16 protein-coding genes are annotated in these 19,910 nt (G+C 61.4%); 6 read left to right on the top strand and 10 right to left on the bottom strand.

Annotated features, from left to right (window positions below):
- Positions 1-37: 37 nt before the first annotated feature.
- The 3 genes from CIW50_RS05035 to CIW50_RS05025 are packed head-to-tail and all read right to left on the bottom strand — an operon-like array spanning position 38 to position 2,940.
- A complete protein-coding gene (locus tag CIW50_RS05035) occupies positions 38-1,024 on the bottom strand; it encodes a TRAP transporter substrate-binding protein (protein ID WP_149530111.1) in 987 nt (328 codons plus the stop codon).
- A gap of 25 nt (positions 1,025-1,049) precedes the next feature.
- The gene (locus tag CIW50_RS05030) at positions 1,050-2,315 is read right to left on the bottom strand and encodes a TRAP transporter large permease (protein WP_149530110.1); all 1,266 of its coding nucleotides are present in this window, start codon (positions 2,313-2,315) and stop codon (positions 1,050-1,052) included.
- Between the two features lies 1 nt (position 2,316).
- Positions 2,317-2,940, bottom strand: a complete 624-nt coding sequence (locus CIW50_RS05025; RefSeq protein WP_149530109.1) for a TRAP transporter small permease — start codon at positions 2,938-2,940, stop codon at positions 2,317-2,319.
- Between the two features lie 180 nt (positions 2,941-3,120).
- Between CIW50_RS05025 and CIW50_RS05020 the strand changes: the two genes are divergently transcribed.
- Positions 3,121-3,798 (top strand): GntR family transcriptional regulator, encoded by a 678-nt coding sequence (locus CIW50_RS05020; protein ID WP_149530108.1) that lies wholly within the window; start codon positions 3,121-3,123, stop codon positions 3,796-3,798.
- A 30-nt stretch (positions 3,799-3,828) separates the two neighbouring features.
- On the opposite strand, the gene CIW50_RS05015 is transcribed toward CIW50_RS05020, so the two are convergent.
- Positions 3,829-5,007: a M20 aminoacylase family protein gene (locus CIW50_RS05015; RefSeq protein WP_149530107.1), complete on the bottom strand. Its 1,179-nt coding sequence runs from the start codon at positions 5,005-5,007 to the stop codon at positions 3,829-3,831.
- A 308-nt stretch (positions 5,008-5,315) separates the two neighbouring features.
- Positions 5,316-7,691 carry an autotransporter family protein gene (locus CIW50_RS05010; RefSeq protein WP_149530106.1) on the bottom strand — a complete coding sequence of 792 codons (2,376 nt, stop codon included), beginning with the start codon at positions 7,689-7,691 and terminating at the stop codon, positions 5,316-5,318.
- 280 nt (positions 7,692-7,971) lie between these two features.
- Between CIW50_RS05010 and CIW50_RS05005 the strand changes: the two genes are divergently transcribed.
- Entirely contained in the window at positions 7,972-9,141 is a 1,170-nt protein-coding gene (locus tag CIW50_RS05005) for a helix-turn-helix domain-containing protein (protein WP_172980218.1), read from the top strand.
- Between the two features lie 188 nt (positions 9,142-9,329).
- On the opposite strand, the gene CIW50_RS05000 is transcribed toward CIW50_RS05005, so the two are convergent.
- Positions 9,330-10,547, bottom strand: a complete 1,218-nt coding sequence (locus tag CIW50_RS05000) for an MFS transporter (RefSeq protein WP_149530104.1) — start codon at positions 10,545-10,547, stop codon at positions 9,330-9,332.
- Positions 10,548-10,806: 259 nt separating this feature from the next.
- Here CIW50_RS05000 and CIW50_RS04995 point away from each other — a divergent pair, with 259 nt between their 5' ends.
- The 3 genes from CIW50_RS04995 to CIW50_RS04985 all read left to right on the top strand — a co-directional run bounded on the left by CIW50_RS04995 (position 10,807) and on the right by CIW50_RS04985 (position 14,269).
- Positions 10,807-12,081: a hypothetical protein gene (locus CIW50_RS04995; protein WP_149530103.1), complete on the top strand. Its 1,275-nt coding sequence runs from the start codon at positions 10,807-10,809 to the stop codon at positions 12,079-12,081.
- A gap of 161 nt (positions 12,082-12,242) precedes the next feature.
- Positions 12,243-13,157: an alpha/beta fold hydrolase gene (locus tag CIW50_RS04990; protein ID WP_149530102.1), complete on the top strand. Its 915-nt coding sequence runs from the start codon at positions 12,243-12,245 to the stop codon at positions 13,155-13,157.
- Between the two features lie 98 nt (positions 13,158-13,255).
- The gene (locus CIW50_RS04985; RefSeq protein ID WP_149530101.1) at positions 13,256-14,269 is read left to right on the top strand and encodes an LLM class flavin-dependent oxidoreductase; all 1,014 of its coding nucleotides are present in this window, start codon (positions 13,256-13,258) and stop codon (positions 14,267-14,269) included.
- A 6-nt stretch (positions 14,270-14,275) separates the two neighbouring features.
- Here CIW50_RS04985 and CIW50_RS04980 read toward each other — a convergent pair whose 3' ends face one another.
- The 4 genes from CIW50_RS04980 to CIW50_RS04965 all read right to left on the bottom strand — a co-directional run bounded on the left by CIW50_RS04980 (position 14,276) and on the right by CIW50_RS04965 (position 18,462).
- Positions 14,276-15,637 (bottom strand): carbohydrate porin, encoded by a 1,362-nt coding sequence (locus CIW50_RS04980; protein ID WP_246664145.1) that lies wholly within the window; start codon positions 15,635-15,637, stop codon positions 14,276-14,278.
- A 5-nt stretch (positions 15,638-15,642) separates the two neighbouring features.
- Positions 15,643-16,674 (bottom strand): transporter, encoded by a 1,032-nt coding sequence (locus CIW50_RS04975; protein ID WP_149530100.1) that lies wholly within the window; start codon positions 16,672-16,674, stop codon positions 15,643-15,645.
- Between the two features lie 195 nt (positions 16,675-16,869).
- Entirely contained in the window at positions 16,870-17,643 is a 774-nt protein-coding gene (locus tag CIW50_RS04970) for an acetoacetate decarboxylase (RefSeq protein WP_068729277.1), read from the bottom strand.
- A 36-nt stretch (positions 17,644-17,679) separates the two neighbouring features.
- On the bottom strand, positions 17,680-18,462 hold the full coding sequence (locus CIW50_RS04965) for a 3-hydroxybutyrate dehydrogenase (protein ID WP_149530099.1): 783 nt from the start codon (positions 18,460-18,462) through the stop codon (positions 17,680-17,682).
- Between the two features lie 203 nt (positions 18,463-18,665).
- Between CIW50_RS04965 and CIW50_RS04960 the strand changes: the two genes are divergently transcribed.
- Positions 18,666-19,826, top strand: a complete 1,161-nt coding sequence (locus tag CIW50_RS04960; protein WP_149530098.1) for a patatin-like phospholipase family protein — start codon at positions 18,666-18,668, stop codon at positions 19,824-19,826.
- Positions 19,827-19,910: the final 84 nt, after the last annotated feature.

Here is a 19,910-nt window from a genome sequence, read left to right as displayed (position 1 = left end):
CGCCGGTTGATGAGGATAATGGGCGAGAATTAGAGGATCAGAGCGTCGCGCCGACCTTGCGCAGCTCGGCGAGCACCGGCGCTTTCGGCAGCCAGATCTTGTCGAATTCGGCGATCACGGCTTCGGTGTCCTTGACGGCCACCTGACGCACCGGCACCGACGTTGCCTTGAAGTTCTCGATCAGTGCCGGCTCACCAGCAGCCAATTCGTCGATCTGCGCATCGAGAGTCGACTTCACGGCTTTGGTAATCAGCTCCTTGTCGGCGGCGGGCAGCGACTGCCAGACGCGGCCGGACACGACGGCGGCCATCGGCATGAAGACGGCGTTCATCTGCAGAATCGATTTCGACACCTTGTCGAAGCGCTGGTTCCAGGAGAATTCCAGATCGGCTTCCAGACCATCGACCTGGCCATTCGACATGGCGTCGAACACCTGCGGCGTTGGAATCGGCGTCGGCGCGGCGCCAAGCGACGAATAGAAGTCGCGATAGACCGGGGTCGGATTGATACGCAGCTTCATGCCCTTGATGTCGGCGAGGGTGTTGAGATCCTTGACCGCGAAGACCGCGCGCATACCGGTGATGCCCCAGCCGAGGCCGATGGTGCCGGTTTCCGCAGGCAGCACGTCGAACAGTTTGACAGCCGCGGGATGACGCACGAATTTCGCCACGGCCGGCGTCGAGCGCACGATGTAAGGCGCATTGATCGCAGCAATATGCGGCACGCGCGAGCCAAGCTCGGCCGCCTGGATGAAGCCCATATCGAGCGCGCCGGTCTGCAACTGCTGCATCATCGCTGCCTCATTGCCGAGCTGACCGGAATGAAACACCGTCATGGTCAGACGGCCCTTGGTCTCTTCCTTGAGCTGATCGGCAAGTTTGAGTGCAGCCTTGTTCCAGGAATGGCCATTCGGTGTGATCAGGCCGAGACGTAGCTCCTTGGCCTGCGCCAATGCGAGGGACGGCGCCGAGAACACCGATGCAGCTGCTGACGCAGCAAGGAAGCGACGACGTGAGATGGTCATGACGGAGGCTCCTGAAGTTGATGTGTTACTTGATGAGGGCGAGAGACAGATACGGATAGAGCGAGAGCAGCACCAAGAGGATGCAGGAGATGAAAAAGAACGGCAGCGTCACCATGAACATCTTGCCGGGCTTGGCGCCGGTGACGGCTGCAGCGACGAAGAAGCAGAGCCCAACCGGCGGCGACAGCAGGCCAAGCACGAGGTTGATCACGACAACCACGCCGAAGTGACGCGGGTCGATGTGATAGATCTCGGTGGCGACGGGGAGCAGGATCGGCACGGTCATGATCAGGCCGGGCACGCCGTCGATCACCGTCCCGATGACCAGCAGGATGACGTTGCAGATCAGCATGAAGCTGATCGGATCCTTGGCAACGGTCTGGATCCAGGCCGCGGTCTCCTGCGGCACCTTGCCGAAGATCAGAACCCAGGAGAACACGGCAGCCGCGGCAACGAGGAACAGCACGATGGCCGAATAGATGCCCGAGCGCAGCATCATCTGCGGCAGCTGGGACCACTGGAATTCCTTGGTCCAATATCGCCCGACCAGCGCAGCGGCGACAGCGCCGACCGCCGCGGATTCAGTCGCATTCGCCAAGCCGCCAAGGATGGAGCCGACGATGACGATGGGAATGAGGAGCGTCGGAGACGTCCGCAGGATGGTCGCGATACGCTGTTTCGGCGTCTGATAGTCGGCACGCGGATAGTTATAGACATAGCCCATCAGCGCGATGACGACGCAGAACATCACGGTGAGGATGACGCCGGGAATGATACCGGCGATCAGCATGTCGCTGACCGACACCTGCGCCAGCACGCTGTAGACGACGAACATCACCGAGGGTGGAATGATCGGCCCGAGCATGCCGCCATAGGCCGTGAGGCCTGCCGCGAAGGTCTTATCGTAGCCCTTCTTCTCCATCTCCGGCACCATGATCTGCGCCATGATCGCGACCTGCGCGGTCGCCGAGCCCAGAATGGAGGAGATGAACATGTTGGCGAGAATGTTCACGTAAGCGAGGCCGCCTTTCAGCGAGCCGATGAACGCCATCGCCATATCGACGATGCGCTTGGTGATGCCGCCGCCATTCATGATCTCGCCGATCAGGATGAACAGCGGAATCGCAATCAGGCCGTAGCTATCGACGCCGCCGAACAGTTGCAGCGGATAGGACTGGAACAGCACCGGATTGCCGGATGCCATGATGTAGACGAAGCCAGCGAGGCAGAGACAAAGGCCGATCGGCACGCCGACCAGCATGATGACCATAAAGGCGCCGAGGGTGATCATGTCAGTTCACCCCGTCGAGTTCGGAGAGCTGGAAGCCCTTGGATGGCAACCGCGGGACGAGACCGAGATCCTCGAGCAGATTAGCCGTCCCATGGATGGTGATCGACACGGCGAAGATCGGCAGCGTCAGATAGAGCAACCATGTCGGCCAGTTCAGCGTCTGGGTGCGCTCGGTGTAGAGAAAGTTGAAGGTCTGCCCGGCAAATTTCTTCGCGTCGAAGCCGGCGCTCACGATGCCGACAGGGTCCATCCACAGGATGCAGGTGACGATCAGGCCTAGGCCGAAGACGACGACCATGCTCGTGGCGATAATCTTGAATATCCGCTGGCTTTTGGCTGACAGACGCTCGGTCATCATGGTGACCGCGAAATCGAGCCGCAGGCGGGTCATCGCGGAGGCGCCGATGAAGGTCAGCCAGACCACCGAATACACCGCGGACTCGTCGATCCAGTAGATCGGGAAGTGCGAATAGCGGGTGACGACGTTCACCAGGATCAACGCCGTCAGCAGATACATCATGCCCATGAGGGCTACGCGCTCGATGGCGAGCAGCCCGGAGGACGCCGCCATGATGACCCGGCGGGCCCCCATGGCTGGGGCCGTCGACATCGTCTGGTCACTCATCAACGGCCCCCAACTGTCACGATTGTGATATGATTTTCAGATCGTATAATTTATACATTTTCTCTGTCAAACGCTGATTTGCACAAATTCACGGCTTGAGGATTTTTTGTGCGACAGCGAAGACGGAGTGACATCCGAGATCAATCCGGGCGAAAGCCGGAGAAAAGGCTCGATAAATCAATGAGCGCGCCGTTAAAGCACCGCACCCTGTCGGCCATGATCGCCGATCAGCTCCGGCAGGCGATTCTCGACGGTACCCACCCGGCCGGCGCGCAGTTGCGCCAGGACGCGCTGGGGGAGGCCTATGGTGTGAGCCGAATCCCGGTGCGGGAAGCCCTGTTCCAGCTCGAAGCCGAAGGGCTGGTGAAGATCGTCCCGCAAAAGGGCGCCATCGTCTCGGAACTGTCGCTCGACGAGATCAACGACGTGTTCGATCTCCGCATCATTCTCGAACCGCGGATGTTGGCGCAATCCGCCCCCTATTTTGCGGACAACGACTTCGCCGCGCTGGACGATATCCAGCGCCGCTTCGAAAGCGCGATCGCTGCGGGAAACATCAGCGCGTGGGGTCAACTCAACGCCGACTTCCACATGGCGATGTATGTCCATGCGCGGCAACCGCGCACGCAGACGATCGTGATGGCGCTGCTGCAAACCAGCGATCGCTATACGCGCATGCAACTCTCGACCACCACCGCAATGGGCATCGCCGAGAAGGAACACGCCGAGCTCATCGCGCTGTGCCGCAGCCAGAAGATCGACGACGCCTGCCGTTTCCTCGAGCGTCACATCGAATCGGTCCGTGCCGATCTTCTGCGCGTCATCGGCCGCACCATTCCGAAGAGTGGCGCGGCCTAGACGGACCGCTCAAATCACGATGATTGCGGTTTATGCGAGCTCCTGCTCCACCAGCCCGGCAAGATAGCTCGCGCCGATCGGCAGCAGATCGTCGTTGAAATCATAACCGGGATTGTGGACCGGTACGCCGCCTTTGTCCGCGCCGCGCTGGCCGAACATCAGATAGGCACCGCGGTTGCGTTCGAGCATGAACGCGAAATCTTCACCGGCAAGAATTGGATTGCCTTCGCGCAGCACTTCAGTGACGCCCGGCACCGCCGCCGCGGCTTCTGCCGCACGCACCGTCTCGTCGGCCGTGTTGATCGTGGCCGGATAGGCGTGGCGATACTCGATCTCCGCCGTGCCGCCGCAGGCTTGCGCAGTCAGCGTCACCGCGCGCATGAACAACTCCTCCACGCGTTCGCGTACCTCGGGCTTGAGCGTACGTACCGAGCCGCGTAACTCCACCGTCTCGGGCAGAACGATGTCCGAGGTGCCACCATGGATCTGGCCGATGCTGATGATGGCGGATTCCAGTGCATCGACCTGACGGGACGGAATCGCGTTCAGCGCATTCACCACCTGTGCGGCCATGGCTACCGTATCGATGCCCTGATGCGGATGCGCACCGTGCGAGGAACGGCCGCGCAGCGTCACCTTGAAATAGTCGATCGCCGCCAGCGCCGTGCCGGTCAGCGCCTTGACGGTGCCGAGCGGCATGTCCGGGCTGTTGTGGATCGCATAGATGGAATCGCAGGGGAAACGCTCGAACAACCCGTCGTCCATCATCGCCTTGGCGCCGGCAAGCCCTTCTTCGGCCGGCTGAAAGATCAGATGCACGGTGCCGGCGAAATTGCGCGTCTCGGCAAGATACTTGGCCGCCCCGAGCAGCATGGTGGTGTGACCGTCATGGCCGCAAGCATGCATGCGGCCTGGATTCTGCGAGCGATGATCGAAGCCATTGCCTTCGTCCATCGGCAGCGCGTCCATGTCGGCGCGCAAACCAATGGCCCGGTTGCTGCCGACCGCCTGATGGCGGCCACGGATCACGCCCACCACACCGGTGCCGCCGAAGCCGCGATGCACCTCTATGCCCCACTCCGACAAACGCTCCGCCACGAGCGCGCTGGTGCGCTCCTCCTCGAAGCCAATTTCCGGATGTGCATGGAAATCCCGGCGCCATGCCGCCATTTCCGGGTGCAACTGATCGAGACGTTCGCGCGGGCTCATGAGCACTCTCATCGTGGTGATTGTTACGCCGGGTAACCTAGCGGGGTGCTTATGGTCTCGCAACCAAACCAGCGGCATAAAGCAGCTCACCGCCGGAGCCGTAGATCAAGCGGAGCATTCAGGATCAGCAGGCGCGGAATCGTCACGCCACCAGATCATCGACGTCTGGCGTCGAGCCGTTTTGACACGCCATGCAATGCGATTTGGAAAAATCGCCGCGCTATTCAGAACAAAAAACGAGAACTCAGATAAAATTGAAATTGTTATGCAATTTCAATCACTATCCCGACATATGGCTGGTTCGTCTGTCACCACTTCGCGCGGAATCCGGCCGTGCCGCCAACGCTATAATTATCGTTGAAACTGGTCTTGACCAGCGCTTCACCATAAACCGTGTACTTGTCGTTGCCCCAGTTGTAGGTGCCGCCGAATCCGAAACCCGCCGCAAGCTTTTCGTAGCCGCCCGTGAAGTTCGTTCCGGCCACATCGACGCGCGTACCATCCAGGAACTCGTAGTACACATTTGTGATACCATAGACGTTGGCGCGAGTGATCTCGCCGCGAGCATCGCGCCAGTTCCGCTGATGATCAAGCGCAACACCGAGCCGGCCGTTCAGACTATCGCTGCGGCCGAGCGAGATCTTGTTGGCAAAACTGTCCGCGAAGTCTACATCAAGCGCCGAATAGACCAGTTGCGCCTGCGGTGTCAGCGCCCAGGGTCCGTTGACGCCGAACCGCTTGCCGGTCTCGATACTCGTTGCATAGCCGACGCCACCGATCCCGTTCGCCATGTCACGGCCAAACACGTCCGATTTCAAATTGCTGTTAAAGAAAGTGGCTTGCGCCTGACCGTCGACATAGAAGCCGCTCTCGCCATACCAGGTCAGCGTTCCGCCGAAGCCCGTGCCGGTGGCACTGACGCGGCCATCGCCGTATTTGGAGCGGATATCAGCGATGGCGGTGCCAAAGTGTGCGGTGACGCCGCCGATCAACGTGCCGTCCTGATTGACGTAAAGCTGGACATCGAGTCCGGTGCGCGCCTTCCATTGTCCGATGTTGGTGCCGCTCAGGGTGGTCGAACTGGTCGGTTTGAAGCTGCCGTAAGAGCCTTCCGTGCGGCCCCAGAATGCACTCCGCTCCGTCATCGGTTCACCGCCGGGTGAGGCCGCTTCTCCACCGTCAGCGCTGGTGTCCCAATAGCGATTGCCGACGCGCTGCTGCAACGTCGATAAGCCGTTCAGAGCGTGCAGCACCTGCGGCATGGCTTCATAGAGCGGCACACCTGGCTGATAGATCGGGCCGGATGGAGCGGCGGGCGGAGGATTGAACAGACTTGAGCGCAGATACCAGTCGCCATCCGTCGGTATTGTGACGCCGTTCTTCTGCAGCGTGTAGGCATAGGCGCCGGCGACTATGGCCTGCTGCCCGTAGAAGGTGTAGTCGCCTTGCAGGGTGAACGCACCGTTGGAAGCGCCGACGACATCGACGATCTTGATGCCGTCGGTGGTCGCCGCGCCACCACCACCGAGATTGGTGACTCTCAAAGTGGTTGAGCCGGAGGTGCTACCGTTCACGACAACACGATCGGTCATGGAGGTGTCGCCACCGAATTTGGCGTTGAGGTTAAGGATGCCGCCGTTGCCGACATAGTTGCCGGTGACCGTCAGCGTCGTGCCCGGCGCGCTGCCGAATGTCACAAGGCCGGCATTGTCCAGCGATACGAGGGTCTGGTTGAAGCCGTTGAGCGCGAGTGTGCCGCTGCTCAGAACGGTGTGAGCGGAGGCCGAACTGAAGGCGTTGGCAGCTCCTGCTGCCAACGTGCTGTCTGAGACGATGGTGCCGCCGCTATAGGTGTTCGCTCCGCTCAGGGTTTGCGTTCCGCCGGTAAGCGTCAGCCCGCCGGTACCTTGAATAATACCGGCGAAGGTGTCGTGTGCGCTTGTCAGCGTCAGTGTTTGCGCGCCGAGTTTGACCACGCCGGTGCCGGACAGGGTTTTAACCGACGCACCGGCCGTGGTCGCCGCGATATCGACCACGCCGTCATTGTGCAGTCCGCTTGACGACGCGATGCTGCCGCCCCCGGTCAGCGCCAGCGTGCCGGCGTCAATGGTCGTGCTGCCGGTGTACTGGCTGACATTGTTGATCGTCAGCGTGCCTGCGCCAGTCTTGATGATATTGCCGGCCCCCTGGATGATGGAGGTGCTGCTGAAAGTCATCGTATTCACGGCATTGACGGTGTCAAAGGTCGCGGTGTGGCCTGCGAGGTCGATCCCGACCCATGCGCCTGCGATTACGCTGCCTACGGTCCAGTTGAATCCGCCTCCCGCGGCATTGGATGCACGAAAGATCAGGTCGTTAGCGAGGATGGTCCTCTGGAAAAAACCAACAGTCCTGCTGCTCTCGTTCAGCGCAGCGATGCCGTCGGTGCCATAGAAGCGTATAGCGTGCATCGAAGCGTTACTGAAGTTGCTCAGAGTCGCAGTCGATGTGAGCCAGAATGAGCCGAAGTCCTGGACGTCGGTCCAAGGACCGTTGACGAGAATGGTCGCCGGGCCGCCTGTGATGATCGCGCGATCGTTTTTCCCCGGCACGACGCCACCGACCCATCCCGTCGTTAAGTCCCAGCTGTTATTTGGCGCGTGGGTGATGTCCGCGGCGAAGGCAGGCGTCACCAGCGACGTCATCAAGGCAGCGAGGGCCGCTCCCGCAAGAAGGCCACTTTTCCGAGTCTTAACAAAGCCTAAACGTCGCGAAGATGCGCATGCCCGCCCACTCGAAACTTTCAATTCCCAGCCCCTTCATTCCAGCCCGCTTGCATTTTCAACGGCGGGACGTTGCGACCGCACCGATACAATCGCCACACGCGCGGCGCGACGAGATACACACGAATACGAGGTATGCGCTCCGCGTCCTGTCTCATTTGTTCGAGCGCTGCATTTCAACCGGGCGACGCCCCGTCGTCACGTGACGGCAACGGACGTATGCGAAGGTGCAGAGCTAAAATCGAAGCGAATCATTTTACGTTTGATTCACCTCTGTTATCGTAGTCACAATGCGCGGCATGGTGAGCCGGAAGAAGGGCATTCCATCATACCGGACGATTTGTTTCTCTCGACGGATATGATCGAAACAAGTCTTCGCACCGAAGTCTGGCGCGAGATCACACGGCCATACTTTGAGACCACGCAGAGTGTGGACGACAGTGTTTCCACGCTCGAAGGCTCGGTCCGCGTGCGCACCGCGGGCACGCTGCTGATCGGCCCGACCAGTTTCAACCGACAGCACTATAGCCGTGACCGTCGTATCATTCGGCAAAGCGGGCTCGATCAGTATCTGATTCAGTTATTCGTTGCTGGCGCACTTGAAGGCGACTGCGGCGGTCAAGCGATATCGGTCAAACCCGGCGACATTTGCGTCTTCGATCTTGCCCGCACATTCACAAGCTCTGCATGTGCTGGCTCCACCATGTCGATCACCCTGCCGCGCGAGCAGATCGACAAGGCAGCAAGCGGCCGCAGCCTTCACGGCGTGGTGCTCAAGGCCGGCGATCCGGTCACCCGGCTTCTCTCCGAATTCATTGTCAGCCTGTTTGACACGGCGCCAGACATGGAGAGCACTGACACGCTGGCCATCGAAGAGGCGGCGATTGAGCTGCTTGCCTCGGGGATCGCGCGGCGCGATCCCGAGGGGACAGTAGGCGACCCGTTGCTTGCGCAGGTACTGCGACGGCGCATGCTGGAGTTCATCGACTCGAATCTCACCGAGCCGGATCTTGGTCCCGCTTTGCTCATGCGCCGTTTCCGCGTTTCACGCGCTCATCTCTACCGGATGTTTTCTTCCGATGGCGGCGTAGCCAAGCTGGTGCGTGAAAGACGGTTGGAGGCCGCCTATCGTGAGCTCATGCGATCTGCCAGCCCATCGCGCCCGATTACAGAAATCGCCTATGACCTTGGCTTTTCGAGCAGCGATCAGTTTCTGCGCGGCTTCCGCGCGCGCTTTGCAATGACACCGAGCGACGCCCGGGAGAGAGGTCTTGCGCTTGCGCACGCCGACAGGTCGCTTTCAGATGTGCGCGCGCACTTTGCCGAACAAACGAAATGGCTCGACGCGGAAGGTCGCCTTCACCGTGTCTGATCAGGATAGCCGTGGGATTCCGTTGAACCCCAATTAATAGCGAGCGACGTTCGTCCGAACAACAATAACTTGGCGCCTTAATTCAACACCGGCTGAAGCACCAGTAGTTCATCAGCGATAATCCGTTGACGACGGGCTATATTCCAAAAAAGCGCGTTACCCGCAAATGACGACTCGAAGATTTGTCCTCACGCCGGCACGGGCCGGGGCTCCGCTTTCGCAACCGGCATCGGCCTGAATGTCATTGCGATCAGGAAAGCGCCGAGCCCCATGATCCAGGAGCCGATATAGAGCCAAGCGTAGCTGGCGAACGCGTCGTAGATCAAACCTCCGGCGAGAGGTCCAGTCGCCATGCCAAGGCTGCCGGCCATGGCCGTTCCGCCGATCACTGTGCCCATCATCCGCAGCGGAAAGTTTTCGCGCGCGAGAACGGCGTAGAGCGGCATGGTGCCGGCGTAGATGAAGCCGAAGACCGCCGCCACGGAGTAGAACCCGCCAAGCTCGCGCACGAAGATAAAACCGAGCGCGCCGAACGCCTGGGCGAGCAAGCCAAGGACCAGTACACGTTTGGCGCCGAAACGGTCACCGAGCAGGCCGAAGGCGATACGACCGCCCATCCCTGCCAAACCTTCGACGCTATAAATCGTGACCGCGGCGACAATCGGTATGCCGCAGCTGATCGCGTAGCTCACAGTATGGATGATCGGCCCGGAATGCGTGGCGCAGCAGAAGAAATTCGTCAGCAGCAGGATGATGAACTGTGGCGAGCGTAGCGCCTGCGCGCGCGACATCTCTGCTTGCACCGGCTCGGCGGACGGAGCGGCAGGCGCGCCCTCCAGCGCCGGCGCGCGGCGCACCAGCAGCGAGACTGGAATCATGATCGCGGCCACGACGAGGGCCACGATCTGCATCGAGGTGCGCCAATCGTGGTTCGAAACGAGCCAGGCCGCCAGCGGCGACATGGTCATGGGCGCCATGCCCATCCCCGCCGAAACCAGCGAGACGGCCAGGCTGCGATGCGTATCGAACCAGCCGGTCACCGTCGCCATCATCGGCGCAAAGATAGCGGCGGTGGCGCCGCCGACCATCAGCCCAAAGATAAATTGAAATGCGACCAGAGATGTCGCCAGGCTCGCCAGCGCCAGGCTTGACGCGAGCACGACCGACCCGGTCAACACCACCGGGAGTGGCCCCAATCGGTCGGACAAGGTGCCCCAGATCATGCTGGTGACAGCCATTGCGAGGAAGCCAATTGTCATGGCGCTGGATATACCGGTGACTGACCAGCCGGTGTCCCGCGCGATCGGCTGCAGGAACACCGGCAGCGAAAACATGCCGCCGATCGCGACGCAGCCCAGAAGGCCGCCGGCGGCGACGATTACCCAGCGATAGTGAAAATTGGACATTTCTGGTCTCCACGTTAGCGCTCTCTGAGTGGAAGACGCACGGGACGAGCCGAAGCCGACAGGCCGAGGGATGTCGTAGCTCACGTTTTTGCGAGCGCGTACAGTGGTTCGTTGCCGCGATGATGGTGATCCTGCGGGCCCGCGGACCGATTCGGTTGATCGCTGACGAGAACATCTCTTGTCGCTCGGCGGTTTATTAAGTCTAACAGATCCAGATTGCCCCGAGGCCTCACCGGGGCTTCAAGCGTGCGAGATCGAAATGCCCAGCCTGAGCAGACGAGCCATCCTGACGGGAGGCGCAGCATCGATGATGCTGCGCTCCGGTCCGTTGGCCGCCCTGCCGCTTCCAGGCCCGTCAGACACCTTTACCGACAGTGTCGGCGTCAATGTGCATATCAGCAGCGAGCCATATGCGAGTCATTTCGACCGGTTTCACGATCTGCTCGCGGCCAGTGGCATTCGCCATCTGCGCGACGAGTTGAGGCCAAGCAACGATCTCGATCGCTGGCGCACACTGAACAAACGCTCGAACATCCTGTTCAATCTTGTGGTATCGCCCGCGACCAACACCGTGCCGGAGATGATGACTTACCTCGCCGCACTGGGCATCGAGCGCATCTCGGCGATGGAGGGCCAGAACGAGGGCAACAGCGACTGGTTCCTGTCGCTGCCGCTGGCGAAGCCGGGCTGGAGCAATGTCGTCGTGAACTATCAGCGCGAGGTGCACGCTGCGCTGCGCGCGCGATATGCGGCGGCGGAGTTGCCGCTGCTGTCGCCCAGCGTGATCAACTGGAAGCCCGCCGACGTCGCGCTGCTGCGCCCGGCCGCGCAGTTCAGCGACGCCGTCGCGATCCACTCCTATGTGCAGAAGGCACAAGAGCCGGAAACAACCAACGATTACGCCGCAGTGTCGTGGTATCTGCACAATATGCGCGACGCGTTCAAACCCGGCGCGCCCGCGCTGGCAACCGAATGCGGCTACTGCAACGTCGTGAAGCCCGGCACCTCCGGCGTTTCGGAGACAGCGGCGGCGATCTATCTGCCGCGGCTGCTGCTCAACAACTTCCGCCTCGGCATTCTCCGGACATTCCTCTACGAATTTTTCGACGGCGGTACCGATCCCGACGACGGAGAGCATCATTGGGGCCTCGTCCGCAATGACGGCTCGCCGAAGCCCGGCTACCATGCGATCCGGAATCTCCTGTCCGCATTAAAAGGCGCACGCCGCGCCAAAAACGATCTGCCGCTACGCGTGGCATCCACGGCACCGGACCTGCGGCATATCGCGTTTCAGGATGCGCAGGGACAACCGCTGCTTGCGGTGTGGCGCGCCGTGCGCTGCTGGAATGTGGAGAAGGCCGAGGACATCTCGCTGCCCACGGAGCCGATCGATATCGCCGTCGATGGTCCGGCCACTTCGCTCTCGTTCAACCGTCCGAATGATAGCGCCGACTGGCGGCGCGTGCCGGTAACCAACGGGCACGCGACGATCCCGCTCGACGGGCGCGTGGCGATCGTCCGGCGTTCCAGCTGAGCTGGTATGACCTGCTGTGGCTTGAACCGCCCCGCCGCGCTTTGTAACCTGCATCTGCATACGAACTGACGGTGAGCAGCGAAGTCTCTTAGACTCTGCGGTCCGGCCAAGCATGCGACAGCTTCGCCTTCTGCTCCGAAATATAACGGATTCACCCCCATATGGACTATGCGCCTTCCGCTCCGGCCCTTGCGGCCGAGACGCACGCTTTTCAGGTTCTGCTCGAAGACGGCGCCACAGCCAGCGTACGCGTCTATGGGCAAGGCCCGCGCGTGATCTGCAGCCATGGCAATGGTCTCGCCATCGATGCCTTTCAAAGCTTCTGGCGTCTCTTCACGGATGACTACGAGACTGTGGTGTTCGACTTCCGTCATCACGGTCGGAGCAGTCCGTATCGCCAGCCCATCCCGCATGTCTGGCCGCAGCTTATCCGCGACTATGAGGCGATCATGCAAGGGATCACCCGCGAACTCGGCGCGGCGCCGAGCCTCGGTGCATTTCATTCGATGAGCGCACTGACGACCCTGCTGCATGCCGCCGAATATGAGACGCCGTGGATCGGTATCGTCGGCTTCGAGCCGCCGGCGACGCCGCCAGCGAGCTATCCGGAGTTCCAGAGTTTCCGCACAGAAAATGACAGGCTAGCCGGACGCGCCGCGCAACGTCGCACCACCTTTCCGAATGTACAGGAGCTGTTCGAGTCCTATCACCGCAGCTCGGCATTTACCGGCGTCGACGATGCCGGACTGCAGGCACTCGCCGCATCCACGCTGCGCTGGAACGACGACAGGCAGCTCTATGAACTCGCCTGCGCCAGGGAGTTCGAGGCCAGCATCTTCACCATGCAGGATCTCCCGGGCGCCTGGGAGCGGATGTGCAGTGTCAGGCTGCCGGTGCAGCTCGTCGCCGGTGAACCGAAGACGAGAACCAGCCCGTTCGTCGACATGGAGCGTGCCTTCGCGCGCGACGGCGGCTTCTCCTTTACCACGGTGAAGGATGCCTCACATTTCATGCAGATGGAAAAACCGGCCGAATGCGCAGCGATCGTCCGCGCCTTCCACGCGGGTCTGACCTGACCGCTCGGGGGTAACGCCGGGCTGCCATGCCGGTCGCGCAACCGGCTGGCAATCCGCCCCCGCCATGCCCACATGCCGAGGGCAATGGGAGCTCCGTCATGACTGCACTGTCTATCCTCGACCTCGTCCGCGTCACCCAGGACACCGACGCGCGCGGCGCGCTCGATAATTCCCGGGATCTGGCCGGCCATGCGGAGCGATGGGGCTATCAGCGTTTCTGGGTGGCCGAGCATCACAACATGATCGGCATCGCCAGCGCGGCGACCTCGGTGGTGATCGGCCATATCGCGGCGGGGACCAAGACCATTCGGGTCGGCGCCGGCGGCATCATGCTCCCGAACCATGCCCCCATCGTCATCGCCGAACAGTTCGGCACACTGGCGCGGCTGTTTCCCGGCCGTATCGATCTTGGCCTCGGCCGCGCACCCGGCACCGACCAGATGACCATGCGAGCACTCCGCCGCTCGCTTCAGAATTCAGACAATTTCCCGCAGGACATCCAGGAACTGCAGGCCTATTTCGCCCCGGCCGGCCCAAACCAGCGCCTGCAGGCCGTACCTGCCGCAGGCACCGACGTGCCGCTGTGGATTCTCGGCTCCTCGACCTATGGCGCGCAGCTCGCCGCGGCGCTCGGCTTGCCCTACGCCTTCGCCTCGCATTTCGCGCCCGACCAGTTGCTGCAGGCGCTACAGATCTATCACCAGCATTTCGAAGCCTCCGAACAGTCGACGAAGCCCCATGCGATGGTCGGCGTCAACATCATCGCCGCCGACACCGACGCGGAAGCGAAGCGGTTGTGGACCACGCAGCAGATGTCGTTCACCAACATGTTCCGGGGCACCCGCGGGCTGAGCGCGCCGCCGATCGACGACATCGAGACCTATTGGTCGCCGGCCGAGAAGATGCAGGCGATGGGGATGCTGCGTCGTTCGATCATCGGCTCGAAGGAAACGGTGCGCGCCGGAATCGCTGCGCTGGTCGAGGAGACCGGCGCAGATGAGCTGATGATCGTCTCGGACGTCTACGACCACGCCACGCGGCTGAAGTCCTATGAGATGATTGCCGGCGCCGCTGCAGGCCTGAGCAAGACGCCGGCCGAAGCTGCCTGTTGAGACGTTTCAGAAATTGATGGTGGTGCGGACGCCGAACACAGCGGCGTCCTTGATGCGCTTCGTCTGCGTGGCGTCGTTGGGATCGACGGCGCCACCAGCCGGATGCATCACATATTGAAACACCGGCTGCACCGCGACACCCGGAGCGACCGCAGCGAGATAGGTTATTTCCAGCACGGCTTCGAAATCGCGAACAGGCGACTGAATGCCGGTGAAAAGCTGCACGTCACGATCAAGCCCGCGCGCGCCCTCCGAAATGCGCGCATAGGTCATGGCGATGCCGAACTTATCCTCCGGCCGCTCTGCCGAGAAACCCGACACCTGAATGCCGCCATCGAGATAGAAGCTGATCAGATTGCGATCCGACGGGCTGATCGACGTGCGTGCAAAGAAACCGATGCCCTTGTCAGGCCCGAGTGTGCTGAAGGCGAGCCGCTGTTCGTAAACGGCGAAAACACCGCGATTACCACGCCGCATCAACGGCTCGCCGGTGCCGGCCGGATCGGCCTGCGACAGGCCCTGTGCGGTCCAGCGCTCATCATCGAATTCGGCCAGATGCACCCAACCGCCGCCGGTGATTGATCCCGGCAGATCGGACGGCCCGAGCTTGTAGCTATATTTCAGCTGCCCAATGATCCACGGCGGATCGTTGACGCGAAATGCGAGGCCGTGCGCGTTAGCGATTTGCGGATCATTCGGGCCGGGCGCAGCCGCACTGCCATTGAACACGGCCAGATAGGCCGTGAACGCGTCCGACAGATTGGCCTTGAAGCGAACACCCGGCACAGCAAGCGGCGGCGATGGCCCGCCAGCCGGGAGGATCACGCCGGTGATGCCGGGCCAGCCCAGCGCCGAGTTGACGAAGATATCGTCGTATTTGCTATCGATGAATTCGATATCGGAGGGTTGCTGACCGACCTTCACCAGCAGCTTGCCGCCGAACAGCGACTGCTCGATCCAGAATTCATAGAGCCGCGTCGCCGGCAGCGCCTCGATGCCGCTGACCAGCATCAGATTGCCGATATAGTCGCGCGACAAGCCGTTGCCGTGGATCTGATAGACATTGGCGTGAAAGGTCGCGCCGCTCCAGCCGACCGCCTTGTCGAGATCGACATCGACGCCAAAATCGAATCGCCCCTCATAGACCGCACCACGCCGGATGCCGCCAGAGGCATTGCCGAGCGCCTCGCCGATATAGGTGGCTGACAACGCCACACCCCATTCGGCAAGCCGGTCATTGATCGGCTTCAGTCCGGTGTCGCGCCAATCGCCGGCATGCGCCGATGACAGCGAGATCACGCAACAGGTGGAAAGGCCGGCGAGCACCATCATCGCACGGGCCATCCAGCACGGAAACACACCAACCATGACAGCTACCTGATGATCTTGAGGCGCTTCATCACGGCATAGGCCGACGCCGACGACACCAGGATCAGCGCGCCCGCCCAGAGAAATCCGGTTTCGACATCGGTCAGCGGCAGTCCCTTGGTGTTCATACCGAAGATGCCGGTGACCAGCGTCGGCGGCAGCAACAAGGCTGTCAGCACCGAGAGCACACGCAGGCTTTCATTGCCGCGCTCCTCGATCTGCAGATGCAGCTCTTCCTGCAAGAGGCGGCTACGCTCGCGCATCTCGACCACATTGTGATCCAGCCCGTCGAGCCGCTGCGCCAGTTTGCCTGCGCGCAGCTGCAACGCCGGTTTCAACTCGCGCTGACCTTTGGCCTCGAGCCGCTGGAATACGATGCGCAGCCCGGAAAGCTGCCTATGCAGTCGCACACAGGTACGGCGCAGGCGGCCGAGCTTCTGCAACATGTCACGGGAGTCGCCGGAGACGACCTGCTCCTCGATCCCGTCGAGCGATAGCGCGAGGCTGTCGGCGACGCCGTCCATAGTGTCGCAGACATTTTCGACGATGGTTTCAAGCAGCGCGGCCATGCTGTCGATGCGTTGGCCCTGCTCAAGCGAACGACGCGTGGCATCGACGGCACACAGCGCATGGTGACGGCCGCTGATCAGTAATCGCTCTGTCATTACGAAGCGCAGATAGCCAGTATCGTCCGTTGCCTCGTCGATGTCGCGCAACAGGTCCGAGATGACACCATAGATGCTGTCATCGGTGGCGTGGAGCTGCTGATATGTGTCCTTCGACAACAGCAGCGTTCGCGCCTGCTCGGGCGCATGGAGCGGAATTTGCGCCAGCCACTGCAGAGCGCGCGTGTCAGTGAGATTGAAGTGCAGCCACAGCAACCCGCCATGGACGAGATCGATGCCGGCATCGACCGGCAATGGCTCCGGCTTGCCATCGGAATGGATACGGAAGGCCCAGACCAGACCCGGAATTGGATCGGACACGCCTGGTATGGACGTCACCTCTGCAGATGTGACCGACACTTCAAGCTGCATCGGACACCCACCGTTCTTCACGCCACGCAATACGCATGCGCCACCAAAAAAATAAAATATCTGCTTGCGGCTCTCTGACTGTGTCAGTCCGCCGCGGGCACTTAATGACACCCTTGTTACAGCGGTATGTCAGCCGCCGCTTTGCTTGCGCATGATGCGTTCGGAAAACCGGTTTCCACTTTTCCGGATCATGCTCTATTCGGCGGCTTCGGCGAGTGTATCGCTCTGCTTGTTGTAGTCATGGACGACACGGCCATAAGGCAATGTCAGATCCGCCAGGAAATGATGCGCACCGATCACGCGGCGCACCGGAAAGTCGGCGACCGGCGCATTCACGTGCGGGACCAGATGCAGACGACCCGGGCCGAACCACGAGCCCTTCACGGTGATATCGGTGAGGTTGATCGCCACCAGCTGACAGACTTCCGCGCTGCCATCGACGCCGGGGATCAGCTTCAGATTGATCTGGGTCTTGGACAGCGTGGCGTGCGTCGCTTCGCCATTGCCCGCCATCGCGCCGTGCTTGTAGGCCATGGTGCCCATGGCAACCTGCTGCCCGGCATATTCCAGCGTGCCGGTCAGCGTGTCCTTGACCACTTCGAGTTTCGGATGGGCGTATTTCTTCGGGAAGCCCCAGATCTCGCGGCCGGCAGCGATCGGCGGATCATCGTCCAGATACATCTGCGAGACGAAATTGACGTCCTCGCCCTTGAAGCGTGCGGGGATCACGAGACCCGTTTCCGTATAGCTGCCGAAGCCGGACGAGTCCGGCATCTTGATCCACTCATAGTGGACGATGGGCTGTTCGATCGGCTCCAGCGGCTCCGGCAGGCCCATCCGGATCAGATCAGGATCGGTTTCGTAGGTGATGACGAGGAATTCGCGATTGATGAAGCGATAGGGACCGGCGGGATAGCTCGGGCCGGCCATCGGCATCGACGGCAGTCGGAGGATGTCTTCCTGGCGCATCGGAAACTCCTTGGGTGGGAAATCGCTGGTTTAAACTCAGTGCGCGGTCCACCCGCCATCGACCGGCAGCGTGATGCCGGTGATCGAACGGGCATGGTCTGTGCAGAGGAAATTGACGACCGAGGACAGTTCTTCGACCGTCACGAAACGTTTGGTCGGCTGTGCCGCCAACAGCACGTCCGAGATCACCTGCTGCTCAGTGATGCCGCGCGCCTTGGCCTGCTCCGGGATCTGCTTCTCGACCAGTGGTGTCATCACATAGCCCGGGCATACCGCATTCACGGTAATGCCGTGTTCAGCAACTTCCAGCGCCGCCGTCTTGGTCAGGCCGGCAATGCCATGCTTGGCCGCGACATAGGCCGACTTGAACGGCGAGGCGACCAGTGCATGGGCCGAGGCGATGTTGACAATGCGCCCCCAGGAATTCGCCTTCATGTGGGGGATAGCGAGACGCGTGGTGTGAAACGCACTCGACAGGTTGATTGCGACGATCGCATCCCATTTCTCGACCGGGAATTCCTCGAGCGGCGCGACGTATTGAATGCCGGCATTGTTGACCAGGATATCGACGCCACCGAATTCCTGCTCGGCCTGCGCCATCATCGCTGCGATATCATTGCCGTCAGCCATGTTGGCGCCGCTATAGAGCACCCGGACCTGATGGCTGTCGGCGATCTCGCTGCGGATCGCCTCGATCTCATTGGTATCACCGAAGCCGTTGAGCACGATATTGGCGCCGCTGGCCGCGAGGCCGCGCGCAATACCAAGGCCGATGCCGCTGGTGGAGCCGGTGACGATGGCGGACTTTCCAGACAACATGCGCGCGACCCTTTGTAAGCAATCGTTAATATGTGCCTTTGCTAACGACGGTGTTTGACGACGGTGTGAGGAATTTCCTTCAGCCGCGTGACGCGCCCCATGGGCTGATGCGCAGTCATCGAATTTGCTATTTGTCACAACGCCGTCACTGCTCATCTGAATTCTGCCGCCAACATCATGCGATCGTTGAGGAGAACACCCAGATGGATGCGCGGACACCCGATTCAGACGTGACGACCGAGATCGGCTGGCGCCCCGACCGCTGCGATCGTGTCGCACTGGTGCTGCAGGGCGGCGGCGCGCTCGGCGCCTATCAGGCCGGGGTGTATCAGGCGCTGCATGAAGAAGGCATGGAGCCGGACTGGGTCTGCGGCGTATCGATCGGCGCCATCAATTCGGCGATCATCGCCGGCAATCCGCCGGAAGATCGGCTGGAGAAACTGCAGATCTTCTGGGACCGCATCACCGCCCGCAAGGTCTGGCACTACACACCGGACGGCGACGTCTACCGCAAGGCCCGGAATCTCGCGAGCTCGTTCATGACCACGACCCTCGGCCAGCCCGGCTTCTTCAAGCCGCACGAGGTCAATCCGTGGTTCAGTCCGGCCGGTGCCAAGGCCGCGACGAGCTACTACGACACTTCGCCCCTGCGCGACACCTTGCTCGAACTGGTCGACTTCGATCTGATCAATTCGCGCAAGACCCATTTCGCCGTCGGCGCAGTGAACGTCATCAGCGGCAACTTCCTTTATTTCGACAACAAGAAGGAAGTCATCGCGCCCGAACACGTGATGGCATCGGGCGCACTGCCGCCGGCCCTGCCCATGGTGAAAATCGGCACTGATCATTTCTGGGATGGCGGCATCGTCTCCAACACGCCGCTGCAGCATCTGCTCGACCAGGAAGACAAGATGAACTCGCTCGTCTTCCAGGTCGATCTGTTCAGCGCCCGCGGCGTGCTGCCGCGCGATATCCGGGAGGTCCTGGCCCGGCACAAGGACATTGTCTATTCGTCCCGCACACGCCACAACACCGACATCTACCGGCGCATGAACAATCTGAAATCGGAGCTCTACAAGGTTCTGCTGCGCATTCCCGACGACCAGCTGAGCGAGGAGGAACGCGCGCGACGTGACAGCCTGTCGGATCTGCCGGAGATCACCATCCTGCAGATGATCTATCAGCAGAAGGCCTATGAGGGCGATTCCAAGGACCACGAGTTCTCGGCGACCTCGATGCGCGAACACTGGCAGAGCGGCCTCGACGATACCCGCCGCACCCTCAAGCGCCGCGACTGGCTGGCCCTGCCGGAGCAAGGCAAGGGCATCGTGGTCCATGACGTGCATCGCGAGAGCAGCTCCTGACCGACGATACGTACAAATAAAAAAGGCCCGCGCAGATGATGCGCGGGCCTTTTCTTTTGGCGGTTTGAAAGAGCGAGGCCGCGG

Origin of the sequence: Tardiphaga sp. P9-11, assembly GCF_008329525.1 — a bacterium.
GTDB lineage: Bacteria > Pseudomonadota > Alphaproteobacteria > Rhizobiales > Xanthobacteraceae > Tardiphaga.
The sequence above is the reverse complement of the archived record's forward strand: the minus strand, read 5'-3'. Positions and strand labels throughout refer to the sequence as shown.